The 15880-nt window shown below is 38.8% G+C and carries 15 protein-coding genes; 5 read left to right on the top strand and 10 right to left on the bottom strand.

Features of this window, described 5'->3' with window-relative positions; all coding sequences use genetic code 11:
• Nucleotides 1-14: 14 nt before the first annotated feature.
• On the top strand, nt 15-1112 hold the full coding sequence (locus tag AC6H0V_RS10950) for a zinc-dependent alcohol dehydrogenase (RefSeq protein ID WP_497560223.1): 1098 nt from the start codon (nt 15-17) through the stop codon (nt 1110-1112).
• Nucleotides 1113-1118: 6 nt separating this feature from the next.
• Nucleotides 1119-1610, top strand: coding sequence for a hypothetical protein (locus AC6H0V_RS10955; RefSeq protein ID WP_497560224.1), 492 nt, complete (start codon nt 1119-1121; stop codon nt 1608-1610).
• A gap of 56 nt (nt 1611-1666) precedes the next feature.
• Here the strand turns inward: AC6H0V_RS10955 and AC6H0V_RS10960 are convergent, their stop codons facing one another.
• From AC6H0V_RS10960 to AC6H0V_RS10995, 8 genes are all read right to left on the bottom strand, one after another.
• Nucleotides 1667-1885, bottom strand: a complete 219-nt coding sequence (locus AC6H0V_RS10960) for a cysteine-rich CWC family protein (RefSeq protein ID WP_497560225.1) — start codon at nt 1883-1885, stop codon at nt 1667-1669.
• A 352-nt stretch (nt 1886-2237) separates the two neighbouring features.
• Nucleotides 2238-4622: a ribonucleoside-diphosphate reductase subunit alpha gene (locus AC6H0V_RS10965; RefSeq protein ID WP_497560226.1), complete on the bottom strand. Its 2385-nt coding sequence runs from the start codon at nt 4620-4622 to the stop codon at nt 2238-2240.
• A 124-nt stretch (nt 4623-4746) separates the two neighbouring features.
• The gene (locus tag AC6H0V_RS10970; RefSeq protein WP_497560227.1) at nt 4747-5718 is read right to left on the bottom strand and encodes a ribonucleoside-diphosphate reductase small subunit; all 972 of its coding nucleotides are present in this window, start codon (nt 5716-5718) and stop codon (nt 4747-4749) included.
• A gap of 421 nt (nt 5719-6139) precedes the next feature.
• Nucleotides 6140-6433, bottom strand: coding sequence for a septal ring lytic transglycosylase RlpA family protein (locus AC6H0V_RS10975; RefSeq protein ID WP_497560228.1), 294 nt, complete (start codon nt 6431-6433; stop codon nt 6140-6142).
• Between the two features lie 259 nt (nt 6434-6692).
• A complete protein-coding gene (locus tag AC6H0V_RS10980; protein ID WP_497560229.1) occupies nt 6693-7172 on the bottom strand; it encodes a methionine-R-sulfoxide reductase in 480 nt (159 codons plus the stop codon).
• 366 nt (nt 7173-7538) lie between these two features.
• The gene (gene sucD / locus AC6H0V_RS10985) at nt 7539-8411 is read right to left on the bottom strand and encodes a succinate--CoA ligase subunit alpha (protein WP_497560230.1); all 873 of its coding nucleotides are present in this window, start codon (nt 8409-8411) and stop codon (nt 7539-7541) included.
• A gap of 258 nt (nt 8412-8669) precedes the next feature.
• Nucleotides 8670-9488 (bottom strand): hypothetical protein, encoded by an 819-nt coding sequence (locus tag AC6H0V_RS10990; protein WP_497560231.1) that lies wholly within the window; start codon nt 9486-9488, stop codon nt 8670-8672.
• Between the two features lie 6 nt (nt 9489-9494).
• Nucleotides 9495-10775, bottom strand: coding sequence for a dicarboxylate/amino acid:cation symporter (locus tag AC6H0V_RS10995; protein WP_497560232.1), 1281 nt, complete (start codon nt 10773-10775; stop codon nt 9495-9497).
• Between the two features lie 240 nt (nt 10776-11015).
• Between AC6H0V_RS10995 and AC6H0V_RS11000 the strand changes: the two genes are divergently transcribed.
• A complete protein-coding gene (locus AC6H0V_RS11000) occupies nt 11016-11453 on the top strand; it encodes a hypothetical protein (RefSeq protein ID WP_497560233.1) in 438 nt (145 codons plus the stop codon).
• A gap of 244 nt (nt 11454-11697) precedes the next feature.
• On the opposite strand, the gene AC6H0V_RS11005 is transcribed toward AC6H0V_RS11000, so the two are convergent.
• Together AC6H0V_RS11005 and truA are read right to left on the bottom strand one after the other, a co-directional pair.
• Entirely contained in the window at nt 11698-13488 is a 1791-nt protein-coding gene (locus AC6H0V_RS11005) for an ABC transporter ATP-binding protein (RefSeq protein ID WP_497560234.1), read from the bottom strand.
• Between the two features lie 74 nt (nt 13489-13562).
• Complete coding sequence (gene truA / locus AC6H0V_RS11010) at nt 13563-14312, bottom strand: tRNA pseudouridine(38-40) synthase TruA (RefSeq protein WP_497560235.1); 750 nt, start codon at nt 14310-14312, stop codon at nt 13563-13565.
• 165 nt (nt 14313-14477) lie between these two features.
• Between truA and AC6H0V_RS11015 the strand changes: the two genes are divergently transcribed.
• Both AC6H0V_RS11015 and AC6H0V_RS11020 read left to right on the top strand, forming a co-directional pair.
• Nucleotides 14478-14933: a DUF4293 domain-containing protein gene (locus AC6H0V_RS11015; RefSeq protein ID WP_497560236.1), complete on the top strand. Its 456-nt coding sequence runs from the start codon at nt 14478-14480 to the stop codon at nt 14931-14933.
• A 110-nt stretch (nt 14934-15043) separates the two neighbouring features.
• Nucleotides 15044-15790 carry a hypothetical protein gene (locus AC6H0V_RS11020; protein ID WP_497560237.1) on the top strand — a complete coding sequence of 249 codons (747 nt, stop codon included), beginning with the start codon at nt 15044-15046 and terminating at the stop codon, nt 15788-15790.
• Nucleotides 15791-15880: the final 90 nt, after the last annotated feature.

The raw sequence follows: 15880 nt of genomic DNA on the forward strand, positions 1-15880 counted from the left end.
CAGTAGAAAAACCCATGCCCGAAATCCTGCATCCAGAAGATGCAATTATTCGGGTTACCCGTACCTGTATCTGCGGGTCTGATCTTCATCTTTATCACGGCATGGTACCCGATACCCGAGTGGGTTCAACGTTCGGACATGAGTTTGTTGGGATCGTGGAAGAAATCGGTCCATTGGTGCAAAAACTCAAAGTGGGCGATCAGGTTCTGGTACCATTTAATATTGCGTGTGGCAAATGTAACTTTTGTAAGCAGGGACTTTTTGGTAACTGTCACGAGTCTAATCCTATGGCCACAGCTGTGGGAGGGATTTTCGGCTATTCGCACACAGCGGGTGGATACGATGGTGGTCAGGCAGAATATGTCCGTGTTCCCTATGCGGATGTGGGTCCAACAGTTATCCCTCCAGATATGGATCCAGATGATGCAGTTTTGCTCACAGATGTGGTGCCAACGGGCTATCAGGCAGCAGAAATGGGCGGAATTAAACAAGGAGATACCGTTGTCATTTTTGGTGCCGGTCCGATCGGTATTATGGCCGCAAGATGTGCATGGTTTTTTGGTCCATCAAGAGTAATCATTATCGACCATATTGATTATCGATTGGAATTTGCACAGAACTATGCGCATTGCGAAGCTTACAACTTTAAGGATATGGAAGATCCAGTAGTCTTTTTAAAGAAAACGACCGACTGGTATGGCGCAGATGTATGTATCGACTGTGTTGGCTGCGAAGCTGAGGGAAATACCTTGCAAACTTTCAGCGGAAGAGTAATGCTGATGCAAGCCGGGGCTGGAACTGCTTTACAATGGGCTATCAACTCGGTAAAAAAGGGAGGTATCGTTTCTATAGTTGGTGTGTATGGCCCTCCATTTAACCTCATCCCGATCGGAAACGTCGTGAATAAAGGAATTACCATACGAGCCAACCAGGCATCCGTTAAGCGACTACTTCCAAAATTGATCGACCATGTACAATCAGGCAGGTTAAATCCAAAAGGATTAATTACCCATCGTGTGCCATTAGAAGAAGTAGCTGATGCCTATCGTTTATTTTCTTCGAAACTTGACAATTGCATTAAAACCGTGCTGATTCCATCGGCCAACCATTAAAAAGAGATGAAAAATTTGAATATAAATTATAGAGATATTCCTGGATGGGGCATGGATGCCGATCCAGAAAATGAGCCTACCTATCCCATGAAGCGATATACTGGCGATGACCACAACCGGATCAACTATGAAAGGTCATTACCGCAACCGCAGGATGTAGAAATTTTAATGTCTAATGAGCGACCAGCACTAACAGCGGTGTTCGGTACTTCTGTACCACCTTCTGGACTAAGCGGAATGGTACGAAGATATGCATTTAAACATAGTGAAGATCGTTACCGTCATTGGATTCCACTTATCCTTGCAGATAGGATAAATGTATTTGAAGGATTGATTGAGGATCTAGGAAAAGGATATTTTCCTAATGTGTTCGCAGAGCGAGGATTAAAAATGGAAATGAAGCATAATCCTAAAGGTTTCGCCGTGAAGGTAGCTACAGTTGCTGCGGTAGGATTGGTTGTTTACGCGCTGATGAAAAAGAAGAAGAAGAAATGGTAAAGTAAGGAATAAGTGAAGGAGAGAATGGGCTATCATTCAATCCTTCACTTTTCAATTTATTTAAGAGTTAGTCTATACTCGTGTTGAAGTTCAAATAAACACTTCGCACATAAGCACCCGTCAAATAATTCGCTAATATGTTGCACTTCATTTATACTTAACTGTACGGTGCTACATTGGCATTTGGTATACGAATTTGCCTTGCACTCGATAGCCGTTCCGCAGCGTTCGCATGGAATGACTTCGTGTTTCGTAAGATAGGTACTTAATGACATGTTGCTTTAGTCGATGGTCAATATTCAATGGTCAATAGTCGATGAACGATAGACGATAGACATGACGCCTATGTATCTAGTCCATGGACCCTGTTAGCAAAAATAACAAAGTAAAGCTTAAAAAATTGACACCCATCAAATCCTTACTTTATTTTGAATATTCATTATCGGTGTAATCTTAATAATCTGTGTAATCATTTAATAAAAATCCCGCTAGCTTTTACACTAACGGGATGGTTCATTTATGATTGGACTTAAGGGTATTTAGTTTAAATGGTCTTTTGGACTTCTGGACTTCTTTTTTAGATCCTGATGGGAACGGACTTTCCGACTATCGGACTTTTCGGACTCTCTATCCAGAGCAACTAATACATCCATCTTCCATTGAGCAAACTGGTCCGTCAACTATTTCTTCGGCCACTTGATCTTGCGGAATGGTATCCGGAATTACAGCTTCGATTGCCTTGCCACCTTGGTTTTCTACGGTAAACTTAACGGCTTGAGAAGCGGCTTGGGTACGGAGATAGTACATACCGGTTTTCAAGCCTTTTTTCCAGGCGTAGAAATGCATCGAGGTTAATTTTGACGTATTTGGCGCATTGATAAACAGGTTTAAAGATTGAGATTGGCAAATGTAAGCTCCTCTATCCGCAGCCATATCAATGATGTTACGCATTTTAATTTCCCAAACGGTCTTGTAAAGTTCTTTGATATAATCTGGAATTTCGGCAATATCCTGGATTGAACCATTCGCTAAAATAATTCTATCTTTCATTGCTGGATTCCATAAACCTAACGAAACTAGATCTTTTAATAGATGTTTGTTCACCACTACAAATTCTCCACTTAATACTCTTCTGGTGTAAATATTTGATGTATACGGTTCAAAACATTCATTGTTGCCCAAAATCTGTGAAGTAGAGGCTGTAGGCATAGGCGCAACCAATAACGAATTATATACTCCGCTTTTAACTACCCGCTTACGTAGCGAATCCCAGTCCCAACGATTGCTTGTTGGTTTAACGTTCCAAAGGTCAAACTGGAATTTGCCTTTAGAAAGAGGCGAGCCTTTAAAGCTTTGATAAGGGCCATTTTGTACGGCAAGATCCGCTGATGCGGTCATTGCAGCAAAATAAATGGTTTCGAAAATATCTTTGTTCAGTTCTTTTGCTGCATCACTTTCGAAAGGTAGGCGCATTAAAATAAATGCATCTGCTAAACCCTGTACACCTAATCCAACCGGACGGTGACGGAAGTTAGAATTTTGGGCTTCAATTACAGGATAGTAGTTGTAATCAATAATCTTGTTCAGGTTTAATGTAGCCTGATACGTTACCTCATATAATTTTTGATGATCAAATTCGCCGTTGATTACAAATCTAGGTAAGGCCAACGAGGCTAAATTACACACTGCAACTTCATCTTTCGAGGTATATTCGATAATTTCTGTACAAAGGTTAGAACTTTTAATTGTACCTAAATTCTGTTGATTCGATTTACTGTTAGCTGCATCCTTGTATAATAGATAAGGCGTACCAGTTTCTATTTGGGCATCTAAAATGGCAAACCAAAGCTCTTGCGCCTTGATGGTTTTACGAGCTCTGCCTTCTAATTCATATTTGGTATATAGGGCATTAAATTCTTCACCATGGCAATCCGCTAAGCCTGGGGCCTCATCTGGAGAAAATAAGCTCCAATCGCCATTGTCTTCAACACGTTGCATAAATAGATCGCAGATCCAAAGTGCATAGAACAAATCGCGTGCACGCATTTCTTCTTTACCATGGTTTTTGCGAAGATCCAAAAATGCAAAGATATCAGCATGCCATGGTTCTAAATAGATCGCAAAAGCACCTTTACGTTTGCCTCCACCCTGATCTACATAACGGGCAGTATCATTAAATACCTTAAGCATGGGTACAATACCATTACTTGTGCCATTTGTACCACCAATATAGGCACCGGTAGCACGAATATTGTGGATGCTAAGTCCAATACCTCCAGCACTTTGAGAAATTTTCGCGGTTTGCTTTAACGTATCATAAATACCTTCGATACTATCGTCCTGCATGGTTAGTAAGAAGCACGAAGACATTTGAGGTTTTGGGGTAGCTGCATTGAACAAGGTAGGAGTTGCATGTGTAAACCAACGCTCGCTCATTAAGTTATACGTTTTGATAGCGCTTTCTATATCAGATTTATGGATCCCAACTGATACCCGCATAAATAAATGCTGTGGTCTCTCTACAATCTGACCGTTAACCTTTAGTAGATAAGATTTTTCTAGTGTTTTAAAACCGAAATAATCAAATCCAAAATCCCTATCATAGATAATGGTACTATCCAAAATATCGGCATTCGCCGAAATTACTTCCCAAACGTCTTCGGCTATCAAAGATGAAGGTTTATCTGTTTTAGGATCAATGTACGTATATAACATTTCCATCGTTTTAGAGAACGATTTTAATGTGTTCTTATGCAGGTTAGAAACCGCGATACGCGATGCCAACAAGGCATAATCAGGGTGTTTTGTGGTTAGTGATGCGGCTGTTTCTGCTGCAAGATTATCAAGTTCAGAGGTTGTAACTCCATCGTACAACCCTTCGATTACCTTTCTGGCAACATCAATTGGGTCTACTAATTCTGCATTAAAACCATAACACAACTTCTCGATACGAGCAGTTATCTTATCAAACTTTACCGCTTCTTGGCGGCCATCTCTTTTTAGTACAAACATCCTTTTCTTTATTAATGGTGCATATTTTGCAATAGCGGCACCAGGTTTAAAACTTATTTATTTAGCATGGAGCGTAGGGCATAGAGTTAGAGACCTGCCCTCTGCTCTATGCGCTTCGCTTCTATTAAAAGTCGTCATCTAATGAAAACGCCGCTGCTTTGTCTTCTGTTGAAGTAAGCACACCACTTTTCTGGTAATCGCCCACTCTCTTTTCAAAGAAATTTGTTTTTCCCTGAAGAGAAATCATTTCCATAAAATCAAATGGATTGGTAGCATTGTATATTTTAGTATATCCTAATTCGTGTATCCATCTATCGGCTACAAACTCGATATACTGACTCATTAGCTTTGCATTCATACCAATTAATGCAACTGGCAATGCGTCGGTTACAAATTCTTTTTCAATTTCTACTGCATCACGGATAATTGCATGAACAGCCTCTTCAGACAATCTGTTTTCTAGCATCTTATAAAGCAAACATGCAAATTCGCAGTGCATTCCTTCATCTCTAGAGATAAGTTCATTACTAAAGGTTAAACCCGGCATCAGTCCGCGTTTCTTTAACCAAAAAATAGAGCAGAAGCTGCCACTAAAGAAAATTCCTTCTACTGCGGCAAAGGCTACCAAACGTTCGGCGAAGTTTCCATTGTCAATCCATCTCAATGCCCATTCCGCTTTTCTTTTTACGGCAGGAACAGTATCTATTGCATGAAATAACCGATCTTTTTCATCTGGATCCTTGATGTAGGTGTCAATAAGCAGGGCATAGGTTTCTGCATGGATGTTTTCCATCATGATTTGGAAACCATAAAAGCAACGTGCTTCGGGCAATTGTACTTCACTCATAAAGTTAACTGCTAAATTCTCGTTCACAATGCCATCACTAGCAGAGAAAAAAGCTAAGATATGAGAAATGAAATGTCGCTCGCCACTATTTAAGTTGTCCCAATGTTTCTGATCATCAGATAAGTCGATTTCTTCTGCCGTCCAAAAACTCGCTTCACTTTTCTTATACATCTCCCAAATAGCGGGATACTTAATCGGTAAAAGAACAAAACGGTCTTTGTTTTCCTTTAATAGTAACTCTTCTTGCATAAGTTCAACTTTTTTAACGTTTAGAAATTTCTTTAGAGTTATTTATTTCTTGAGCCGAAAGCCCATTGTCAATACCCCTACCCGTTCTTCTCAAAATATTGCCGCCCAACAAATACTATTTAGTTTCAGCACTTTAAAAACCTTGAAATTTCAGGGGCTTTTAAACAACTAAATATTAAGTACTTAAATAATATTGCGAGTGGATTCTCTTAAAGAACTTTGTTTAACAAATATAGAAGTTGAGGCATTTTTTGCGTTACAAAGTTGTTAACATGTTGTTGGTGTATGTCGGGATTCTTATAAAAATTTCGTTATAAACGACATTCAAAAAAGCTAATTATTTCTTTTTAAGGACTTAGGAAAAAAAAATGAGTGTTAATAATTTTAAAAAATGAGGTGTAACAAGAGAAATAGTAGTCACCTATTTTTTGAGTACGTAGGAGATTTCCACACGGGCATAACCTAGTTTATAAATCCCTAATTCTTTGGCTGCAGCCACGGAAAGATCTAATGAAAATTTCTTGCTATGCGGCCCCCTATCATTTACACGAACGATCACAAACTTATTATTCCGTAGATTTCTAACGGTAATCATCGTGCCAAACGGAAGTGTTAAATGGGCTGCCGTATATTTTTTACCCCGGTACACCTCACCACTGGTGGTTTTTCTTCCCTCAAACTTTTTAGCATAGTAACTGGTGAAGATTGTTTTCACAATAGTATCAGGTTGCTTTGAGATGGTTTGCTGCGCTTTAACAGTAAGGGTAGCAAAGCATAAGAAAAGTAAAAGTTTCCAATGAAGTTTCATATTCGGTTCAAAAGCGGAGGGCAAATATAACAAAAAAAAGCATGGGGCGGAGAGCGGGGAGCGGCGAAGAGCTCAAAGCACTTTACGCATAACACCTAAGGCCAACCGCTTAACGCAAAAAAGCCCGGCTTAAGCCAGGCTCTCAATTTGAAATCAAAATCTATTCTTATTTCTTTTCTGGCACAAAAACCATCGAAATAGAATTTACACAATGTCGGGTGTTCTTTGCGGTTAACCCTTCGCCAACAAACACATGACCAAGGTGAGCGCCACAGTTTGCACAAACAATTTCTGTACGTTGTCCGTCGGCATCTGTATGTCTTTTTACAGCACCCTTAATCTCATCGTCAAATGCTGGCCATCCACAATGCGCATCAAATTTCGAATCAGATTTATACAATGGTGCGTTACAACGCTTGCATACATAGGTTCCCTTTTCGAAAAATTTATCGTATTTACCCGTACCGGCCCATTCTGTTCCTTTGTGAACAATTACATCCTCTTCTTCCTTGGTTAATTTATTCCATTCCATTTTCTTTGTCGTTTTTGATGGTGGTGTATTGTCCTGCTTTTGCGCACATGCCACCAAACTTGTTGCAAATAACAGGCCTAAAGCTAAAAATGTTTTATGAATTACTGTTCTCATCTGTGTAAGTTTTATACCTCTATATACGCTAAATAGAAAACTTCGGATGTTAGCGCTAATACAAATATAAATAAAAACCAGAGTGGAGTCTTCAGTCGAAAGTCAAAAAAGATTCCGGGAGTCATGAGTCCGAGAGTCCGTTCCCCTCAGAGTTTTTTAGGGAAGGAGTGCAATGGAAAGGAGCTAGAAGTCCAAAAGTACGCTTCGCGGATGATTACACCGATTTATAAGATTTCACCGATTTCATTAAGTTAAAATAATCAAAGATGGGATTCTTTTTACCTCATCCTCTCAATCTGTGTAATCCTCTATAAAAAAAGCGCCCCATATAATGAGACGCTTCGATATAATTTTTTTAGGCTTTTGTTATTTATTTAATGCATTTGCCATGGCTTCGCCAATTTCGGCAGGACTTTCTACTACGATAATTCCGCATTCTGCCATAATTTTCATTTTGGCTGCTGCAGTATCATCGGCACCGCCCACGATTGCGCCTGCATGGCCCATTCTACGTCCCGGAGGCGCAGTCTGACCAGCGATAAAACCTACAACTGGCTTAGTACCATTTGCCTTGATCCATTTTGCTGCTTCAGCTTCCATTCCACCTCCAATTTCACCAATCATGATAATTCCTTTGGTTTCAGGATCATTCATCAATAATTCTACCGCTTCTTTGGTTGTGGTACCAATAATCGGATCACCACCAATTCCAATCGCCGTAGTTATGCCTAATCCGGCTTTCACTACCTGATCTACTGCCTCATAAGTAAGGGTTCCTGATTTAGACACTACTCCAACTGTACCTCTTTTGAAAATAAAGCCTGGCATAATACCAATTTTAGCCTCATCAGCAGTAATAATTCCAGGACAGTTAGGCCCGATTAATCTACAATCTTTATCAGCTATATAAGATTTTACCGCAATCATATCCTTTGTTGGAATACCTTCGGTAATACAAACAATTACTTTAATGCCCGCTTCTGCAGCTTCCATAATTGCATCCGCAGCAAATGCCGGAGGTACAAAAATAATAGATACATTGGCGCCCGCTTTATCAACGGCATCCTTAACAGTATTAAATACTGGTCTGTCTAGGTGAGTCTGACCGCCTTTACCTGGCGTTACACCACCAACAACGTTCGTACCATAAGCTATCATTTGCTCAGCATGGTAAGTACCTTCATTTCCGGTAAAACCCTGTACAATTACTTTAGAATCTTTATTTACTAAAACACTCATTATATCTATTTTTGTGTGTGCAAAGCTAAGGTAAATGCAATGGATTTTCAAATGCAAATGCAAGATAATTTAAAAAGTGGAGCGTTTGGCGTAAAGCGATAAGCGAGGCGCAAATTTGTGTAAAACAATGGCAGTAGCTTTTGGGCAATTGCAGTCCTGCTCTACGCTTTATCCGCCAGCTAACGGATGCTCGCTCCGATCAGGTTGGATAACAAAGTCAGTAGCTTTGGGGATAAGCTGCGAACTGCACGTTCATTGCTAGTTAACATACTGTGAGAAGTTAAATTCTTGAGCCTGGTTCAAATAAAAATGATTGGTAATCAAAGCATTGAGCTCCTTGATTTTCTTCATCAATGCAAGTTTTCTTTCTGATTTATCGCTCAAAGAAACTTCCATATTAAATTTTTCATCCTCTATCACCAACTGTTTTAAAAAACCGATGAAGAAAGATTTTTTAGGACCTACAGGATGATCATCTCTTATCGCATCATATTTATCATAATCTTTACGCAGATTGACACTATATTCTGCGTAGGCATATATCCTGTTGTGCTGGTGCCCAAAAAAAGTCCCACCCTGTACTAACAATCCATGGATTGAATTGATCAGCCTGTAAATTGAAATTAATTTTTTCCTATGTATTTCTGCTTGTTTTCCAAGGTTGTGTTGCTTTAAAAAGTAGGAATACATTAGGAAATAATCGTCTTGACAGACCTCACAACCAAACATCATAAAATCTTTCTCTTCTTCATCTGTAAAATCAAAAGGACTCGGTCGGGTTTCGTAAGAAATATCGGGACTTTTGAGCATATCACCATTTCTACACTGCGGAATAAGCTTATATGCCAGGTTTAATCGCTTCCTAGAAAACTGGATGGTATCATTACCAGGATAAATCTCGATAAGCAAATCATTAAAATTCTCTTTATTTTTCATCGTTTTAGTATCCGCTTTCGTAACTATACGATCGCCCATAACGATTTTAACTGCATCTTTTTTCTTAATCTTTTGAGGTTTTTCTGTAGGATTACAGCCAAGAAAAGCGAGCGCCAATATGAGTATAAACAGGGTTTTCATGTACATCTAAAAATGCTCTTCTTCTGCCTTTTCTATCGCAGCAGGTTTGATTGCCCTTTGATATTTCTGCTCATCAAATTCATTTTCGCTTTTGGCAATTACAATGGTTGCTATTCCATTACCAATCATGTTGGTTATGGCCCTTGCTTCGCTCATAAAACGGTCTACGCCCAACAAAATAGCGATATGCTCTACAGGCATGATGTTGAGTGCAGTTAATGTACTTGCCAATACGATAAAACCACTTCCTGTTACCCCTGCAGCACCTTTAGAGGTAATCATTAAAACACCCATAACAATTAACTGCTTTTCGATGGATAAGGGAATGTTAAATACTTGCGTTAAAAAGATAACTGCCATTGATAGGTAAATGGCCGTTCCGTCTAAGTTAAACGAATAACCCGTTGGAATAACGAGGCCCACCACAGATTTATCACAACCTATATCTTCCATTTTCTTCATCATGCTCGGCAATACCGATTCTGAAGATGATGTACCCAATACCACCAGAATTTCTTGACGGATGTATTTTAAATATTGCCACAAACTGAATTTATAGTACCTACAGATTAAATTAAGGACTACAAAAATAAACAGAAAACAGGTGAGATAAACCGAGCCCATCAATAGTGCCATCGGCTTTAATGTTTTTAATCCAAATTTAGCCACACTAAAAGCCATTCCTCCAAATGCGCCGATTGGGGCTACCCGCATCACAACTTTCATGATGTTGAACAATACTTTGGAGATTTTATCAAAAGTACCGATCAACGTGTGCCCTCTCTCACCCAGTTTACTCAGCCCATAGCCAAATAAAATCGCGAAAAACAAAATCTGTAAGATTTCGCCTTTGGCAAATGCTTCGAAAACATTTTTAGGAATGATGTGCGCAATAAAATCTAGCCAGTTAAAATCTTTGGCTTGTTCGGTATAAGTAGTTAGTTTTTGTGCATCATTAGCGGTAGCTTTTGCAACCACTCCAACTCCGGGCTTAATCCAGTTAGCTACGAGCAATCCAATTCCAATGGCTAACGTAGTAACGATTTCGAAATAAATCAATGCTTTACCCCCAACCCGACCAACTTTTTTCATATCACCCATATGGGCAATACCCAATACAATGGTGAAAAATATAATCGGAGCAATCAACATGCTGATCATGCCAATAAAACTTTTGCTGATCACGTCTGCGTAAGGCGCAAAACCCGGCCAAAAATGGCCTACCACAACACCTAAGGTAATAGCAACGAGCACCTGAAACGTTAAATTAGAGAAAACCGATTTCATTTAATTAGAATATAGGGTTGAAGTTATAAATATTAGTTCAGAATTGATGTATTGCTTGATTGTTGTATTGTTGGTCTACATCATGCCCTGAACAATTCAACAATATGAATTGCCGTATTGCTCGATTGTTGTATTGTTGGGCTCCCCTTGCATCATGTCGGAGCAATTTAACAATTCAACAATATAACAATTCTAAGAATGTTTAATTTGTTATTACCTTTACCCCGTTAACTAAGCGCCATGAAAAGAATACAAATTTCTGCCCTACTATTGATAATGACCTTAATTGGCATTTATGGCTGCAAGAAGGATGAGTTAACTAGTCAGGAGTTTGTTCAGAATTTTATTATTGGAAAGTGGCCACTCAAATACAATATCCGAACTATTTCGAATGCAAACTTTGGTGATAAATTAGATACTTTAATTAAATATAACCCTATCGATACCCTAGTTTTCACCAAAGAAGGCACAGTAAACAGAGTAAATAAAATCCTAATTTCTTCAATGAGTTATACCATTGATGAGGCGGGAGAAAACATCACTTTTAAAGGCACTACAACAACTACCTTAAAATTGATCTCCGTTAGAAATAACAGTATTTTAATTGGTACACAAACCATTTCGAATAGTAGTGGTAAAGAAGTTACAACTACTATCGCCGATTACCTGATCAAATAAATTAGGGTTTAATATCTATGATGTTTTCCTGAGGTAAAAATTCCAAACTCGGCCGAGTTAAACTTGATCAAGTCTTTTTGTGCTTTGAATATTTTTAGGATTGGCAAGCCTTACTAGGTTATCACCTGCTATGGTAGCTTTAATGTATCTCCTTGCTTTAATAAAGCAAATAGTAAAAACTCATTCTCAATAGTATGGCTCTCTTCAATAAAATTTGATGAATAGCCAAACCTAACTATTTTTATCAATCTTTCGCTATCCCAACTGATGAGAATTGCAAATCGTACAAACGTTTGTAATACCCATCTTTCTTAAGCAGTTGCTGATGGGTTCCCTTCTCCTTAATCTCTCCCTTATCCAACACAATAATCAGATCTGCCTTTTGGATGGTTGATAAACGATGGGCAATTACAATAGATGTTCTACCATACATTAATTTTTCAATGGCCGTCTGAATCAGCATTTCTGTTTCGGTATCCACCGAAGAGGTAGCTTCATCCAACACTAAAATTGAAGGCTGGTAAACCAAGGCCCTAATAAATGAAATCAACTGTGCCTGTCCGGCCGAAAGGGTTGCTCCCCTTTCCATCACATTGTAATGATAACCACCAGGCAAGCGTTCGATAAAATCATGAGCACCAACCTTTTTGGCTGCATCAACTACTTCATCAATGCTTATTGCTGGATTATTAAGGGTAATGTTGTTAAAAATCGTATCAGAAAAAAGGAATACATCCTGGAGAACGGTAGCGATATTGCTTCTCAAGTAATTAAGCTCATAGTCTTTGATATCCACGCCATCTACCTTGATCTGGCCTTTTTGAATTTCATAAAAGCGATTCAAAATATTGATGGTAGAAGATTTACCCGCGCCAGTGGCTCCTACTAAGGCTACAGTTCTTCCGGCTTTTACTTCAAAAGAAACATTTTTTAGCACATAATTTTCATCTTCAACCGCTTCATCCTGATTATAGCTAAACCATACCTGATCAAAGCTAATCGAGCCTTCCATTTTTGGAGGTGCATAGGTACCCGTGTTTTCTGTTGTTTCTTGCGTATCCAATACTTTAAATACACGATCGGCACCAACCATTCCCATTTGTAGGGTATTAAATTTATCGGCAAGTTCCCTAATTGGTCTAAACAACATGTTGATAAGCATAATAAAAGTAGTAATCGTACCCGGTTCCACATTTAGGGGCTTAGCCAAGATCATCCGAGCACCATACCAGATCAAGAGTCCTAAAGACAATGCAGAAATAAGCTCCACAACTGGAAAAAAGATAGAATAATACCAATTTGATCTTATGTTCGCATCACGGTACCTAGAGTTGATCTGTTTAAATTTTTTGTATTCCTGATCTTCCCTAGCAAAATATTGGATAATTGCTATCCCGCTAATGTGTTCTTGGAGATAGGTATTCAAATTGGAAACTTCGGTCCTAATTTCTTGAAAAGCAACTTTGATCGATTTCTGAAAAATTCGTGTCGCCATTAATAAAAATGGAATGGGTAACAATACTACGATAGTGAGTTCCCAATCCTTCCATATCATACATCCAATAATTACAACCACCTGTAAGAGATCGCCAATCATGGCAATTAATCCTTCCGAAAAAATATCGGCGATGGTTTCTAGATCGGAAACTGTTCTGGTAATGAGCTGGCCGATGGGTGTTTTATCAAAATACTTTAACCTTAAATTACTAATATGGTTAAAAACATTAATCCTTAGATCCTTAATAGCCGACTGACCTAAAGTATTGGTTAACAAAGTTTGGCTATATTGGATAATGGTTTGAATAACCAAAAGGATGATCATTAAAATAGTAGCTTCAACAAGGCCACTGTAATTTGCTTTTAGAATAAATTCGTCCAATGCATAGCCTATAAGAAAAGGTCTAACTGGGGTAACTATTGCCAGCGAAAGCGTAAGTACAATAGACCATCTAAAAATACTCCGATAGGGCTTTACATACTCAAAAACTCTTTTGAGTAAGCTTACATTAAACGCATCACCGGTTATTTTAGACATAAAGTTAATTTTTAGCGCAGAGCATGGAGCATAGGGCATGGGGTTGCCCTACGCACCACGCTCTATGCCCTATGCTATACATAAGGATATTCCACTTTGGTTAAATACAGCCCACATGCGGGCACAGATTGGCCAGCATTACTTCTGTTTTTACTTGCTATAATTTCTTCAACAACCGTTTGATCAATATCGCCCTTTCCTACTAAAATCAGCGTACCTACAATTGCCCTTACCATATTTCTCAAAAAACGATCGGCCTCAATGGTAAAGATCAATGCTCCATTAACCAATTCAAAACTTGCTTTCATTATTTTGCAATTGTTGGTAAATGTTTGTGTGTTGGACTTACTAAAACAAGAAAAATCGATGTGCTTTAATAAAACCTGCGCAGCCAAATTCATCTTTTCTACATCCAGGTTACCTTTAAACAACCAAGAGCGATTAAGTTTAAAGGGATCCTTGTTAAAATGAATTTGATATTGGTAGGCCCGAGCTGTTGCGTCAAACCGGGCGTGTGCCTCGGGCGATACTGGAAAAATCTTCTCTACCGCTATGGTATAGGGCAAAAGCGAATTTAAGCCCGTAACTGCGTTTATTACTAGCTCCTCGTTTAAATCAACAACATCAAAATGGGCATAAAACTGTGTGGCATGCACTCCCGCATCCGTTCTGCCACATCCTAAAGATGTAATTTCTTGCCTAAAATAGATACTCATTGCTTTATCCAAACATTCCTGCACGGTTATCCCATTGGGTTGTGTTTGCCAACCATGATAGGTGGTACCATCGTAACTTAATGCTATGAAATATCTTTTGCTGATCACTTTGTGCAAAAATAGGTTTTTCTATCAATTTAATTAACCTAAAGTTGAGGCATAGAGCATGGGGCATAGAGAGCATGATGCTCTATGCCTCATGCTCTATGCTCTTTGCCCCACCTCATTTCTTTTTAGCTCAACTTTTGCTAAGTTTGTTAAAAAAATTAGCTTATGATTCAGAGAATACAATCGATATGGTTATTGTTGGCAAGTATTACCATTGCCTGTCTACTCTTCATCCCCATGGTAACTGCAACTATTGGTCCTGCCCAATATAAGGTATTTGCAGATGGGATATATCAAACCAGTGAGGGGGCAAGAAAACTTGAGTCATTCCTCCCATTGCTCATCAGTGTAATTGCGGTTTCTTTGATGGCTTTCGTTAATATTTTCAACTTTAAAAATAGACGGATGCAAAAGATGTTTATCATGGTAAACATTGTGCTGATCATTGGCCTGTCTTTTTGGTGCAGTGTGTATGCCAAGAGAATTCCCGGCGGTTTAGAAGCTGCAAATTACGGTATTGGCATGTTTTTACCGGTGATTGCGATTATTTTTTCGCTGCTTGCTTTGAGAGGGATCAAAAACGATGAACAATTGTTAAAATCTGCTGATCGGTTGAGGTAATTTCCACTAGGCATCTTGTTATTCCTTAATTTTAGGTGGTGCCTTCCAACTACCGGCAATTTTACAACCTGTTCAATAGATTGTTAAAGCAAATTTTGTATCTTGGTTAAATGAAAACGGCTCTTAAACCCTCTGCTAAGCTTTTAGCTATTCTTTTTATTTGCCTAACAGTTGCAGGTTGCAAAAAAAGAAATGAAACCGCTGTTAACGAAACCTGTACCGGAAAATGTATCATTGTTAAGGTTAAGGTGGGTTCAGATTTGGATAGCAAAACCCCAATTAGCGGTGCATCGGTAGAACTTTCTTGGGGCAAGCCCGGTTTTCCCAATGGGGATGCCGGACGACTAATCTCAACAGGAACTACGGCGGGCGATGGAACCTTAACTTTTTCGTTTAAAGCCCAGGATAAGGAGCTTAAAAGTGGCAGGTATAGTATTATAGTTAGAAAAGGTAGTGAATATTTCGATTATTTCAGGGATTTTTCGAGCACCAATCCCGATACTTCAATTAATTTCAATGCACACATCGCGAGCAAGGCAAACATCAAAATAATATATAAAAACTTCAGCCCTAAAATTTCTACTGATTTTTTCGAATGTCAACCCTATTTTAAAAGTTCCAATTTTACCAGTGCAGGCCCAATAAGGCTATACAAAGCAGACGGACAAACCTCCAACGATTACTTCTTCTCAACCGATCCTCCATTTTCGACCTTAGAACTTTCTGGGGTAACGGCAGGCAATGAATATACCTATTTCAGCATCCTCAAAAAATCGAACGGCGCGAGAATAGACTTAAAAGATAGTATCTACATTGCCAAAGGAGATACAAAAACTTATGTGATCGATTACAAATAATCGCTGTGCTAGCTTGTTGAACTTACATGATCCAAAGATCTAATTTTAAAATAGCAGCAAAAATATCGCTCATCTATGCACTGGTTACCA

The organism is Pedobacter sp. NO84, from assembly GCF_059703915.1.

Bases quoted from the DNA above. Each gene is read 5' to 3' on its own strand.
- AC6H0V_RS10950 (WP_497560223.1), top strand. From the start codon at position 15: ATGCCCGAAATCCTGCATCCAGAAGATGCAATTATTCGGGTTACCCGT.
- AC6H0V_RS10955 (WP_497560224.1), top strand. From the start codon at position 1,119: ATGAAAAATTTGAATATAAATTATAGAGATATTCCTGGATGGGGCATG.
- AC6H0V_RS10960 (WP_497560225.1), bottom strand. From the start codon at position 1,885: ATGTCATTAAGTACCTATCTTACGAAACACGAAGTCATTCCATGCGAA.
- AC6H0V_RS10965 (WP_497560226.1), bottom strand. From the start codon at position 4,622: ATGTTTGTACTAAAAAGAGATGGCCGCCAAGAAGCGGTAAAGTTTGAT.
- AC6H0V_RS10970 (WP_497560227.1), bottom strand. From the start codon at position 5,718: ATGCAAGAAGAGTTACTATTAAAGGAAAACAAAGACCGTTTTGTTCTT.
- AC6H0V_RS10980 (WP_497560229.1), bottom strand. From the start codon at position 7,172: ATGAGAACAGTAATTCATAAAACATTTTTAGCTTTAGGCCTGTTATTT.
- sucD (WP_497560230.1), bottom strand. From the start codon at position 8,411: ATGAGTGTTTTAGTAAATAAAGATTCTAAAGTAATTGTACAGGGTTTT.
- AC6H0V_RS10990 (WP_497560231.1), bottom strand. From the start codon at position 9,488: ATGAAAACCCTGTTTATACTCATATTGGCGCTCGCTTTTCTTGGCTGT.
- AC6H0V_RS10995 (WP_497560232.1), bottom strand. From the start codon at position 10,775: ATGAAATCGGTTTTCTCTAATTTAACGTTTCAGGTGCTCGTTGCTATT.
- AC6H0V_RS11000 (WP_497560233.1), top strand. From the start codon at position 11,016: ATGAAAAGAATACAAATTTCTGCCCTACTATTGATAATGACCTTAATT.
- AC6H0V_RS11005 (WP_497560234.1), bottom strand. From the start codon at position 13,488: ATGTCTAAAATAACCGGTGATGCGTTTAATGTAAGCTTACTCAAAAGA.
- AC6H0V_RS11015 (WP_497560236.1), top strand. From the start codon at position 14,478: ATGATTCAGAGAATACAATCGATATGGTTATTGTTGGCAAGTATTACC.
- AC6H0V_RS11020 (WP_497560237.1), top strand. From the start codon at position 15,044: ATGAAAACGGCTCTTAAACCCTCTGCTAAGCTTTTAGCTATTCTTTTT.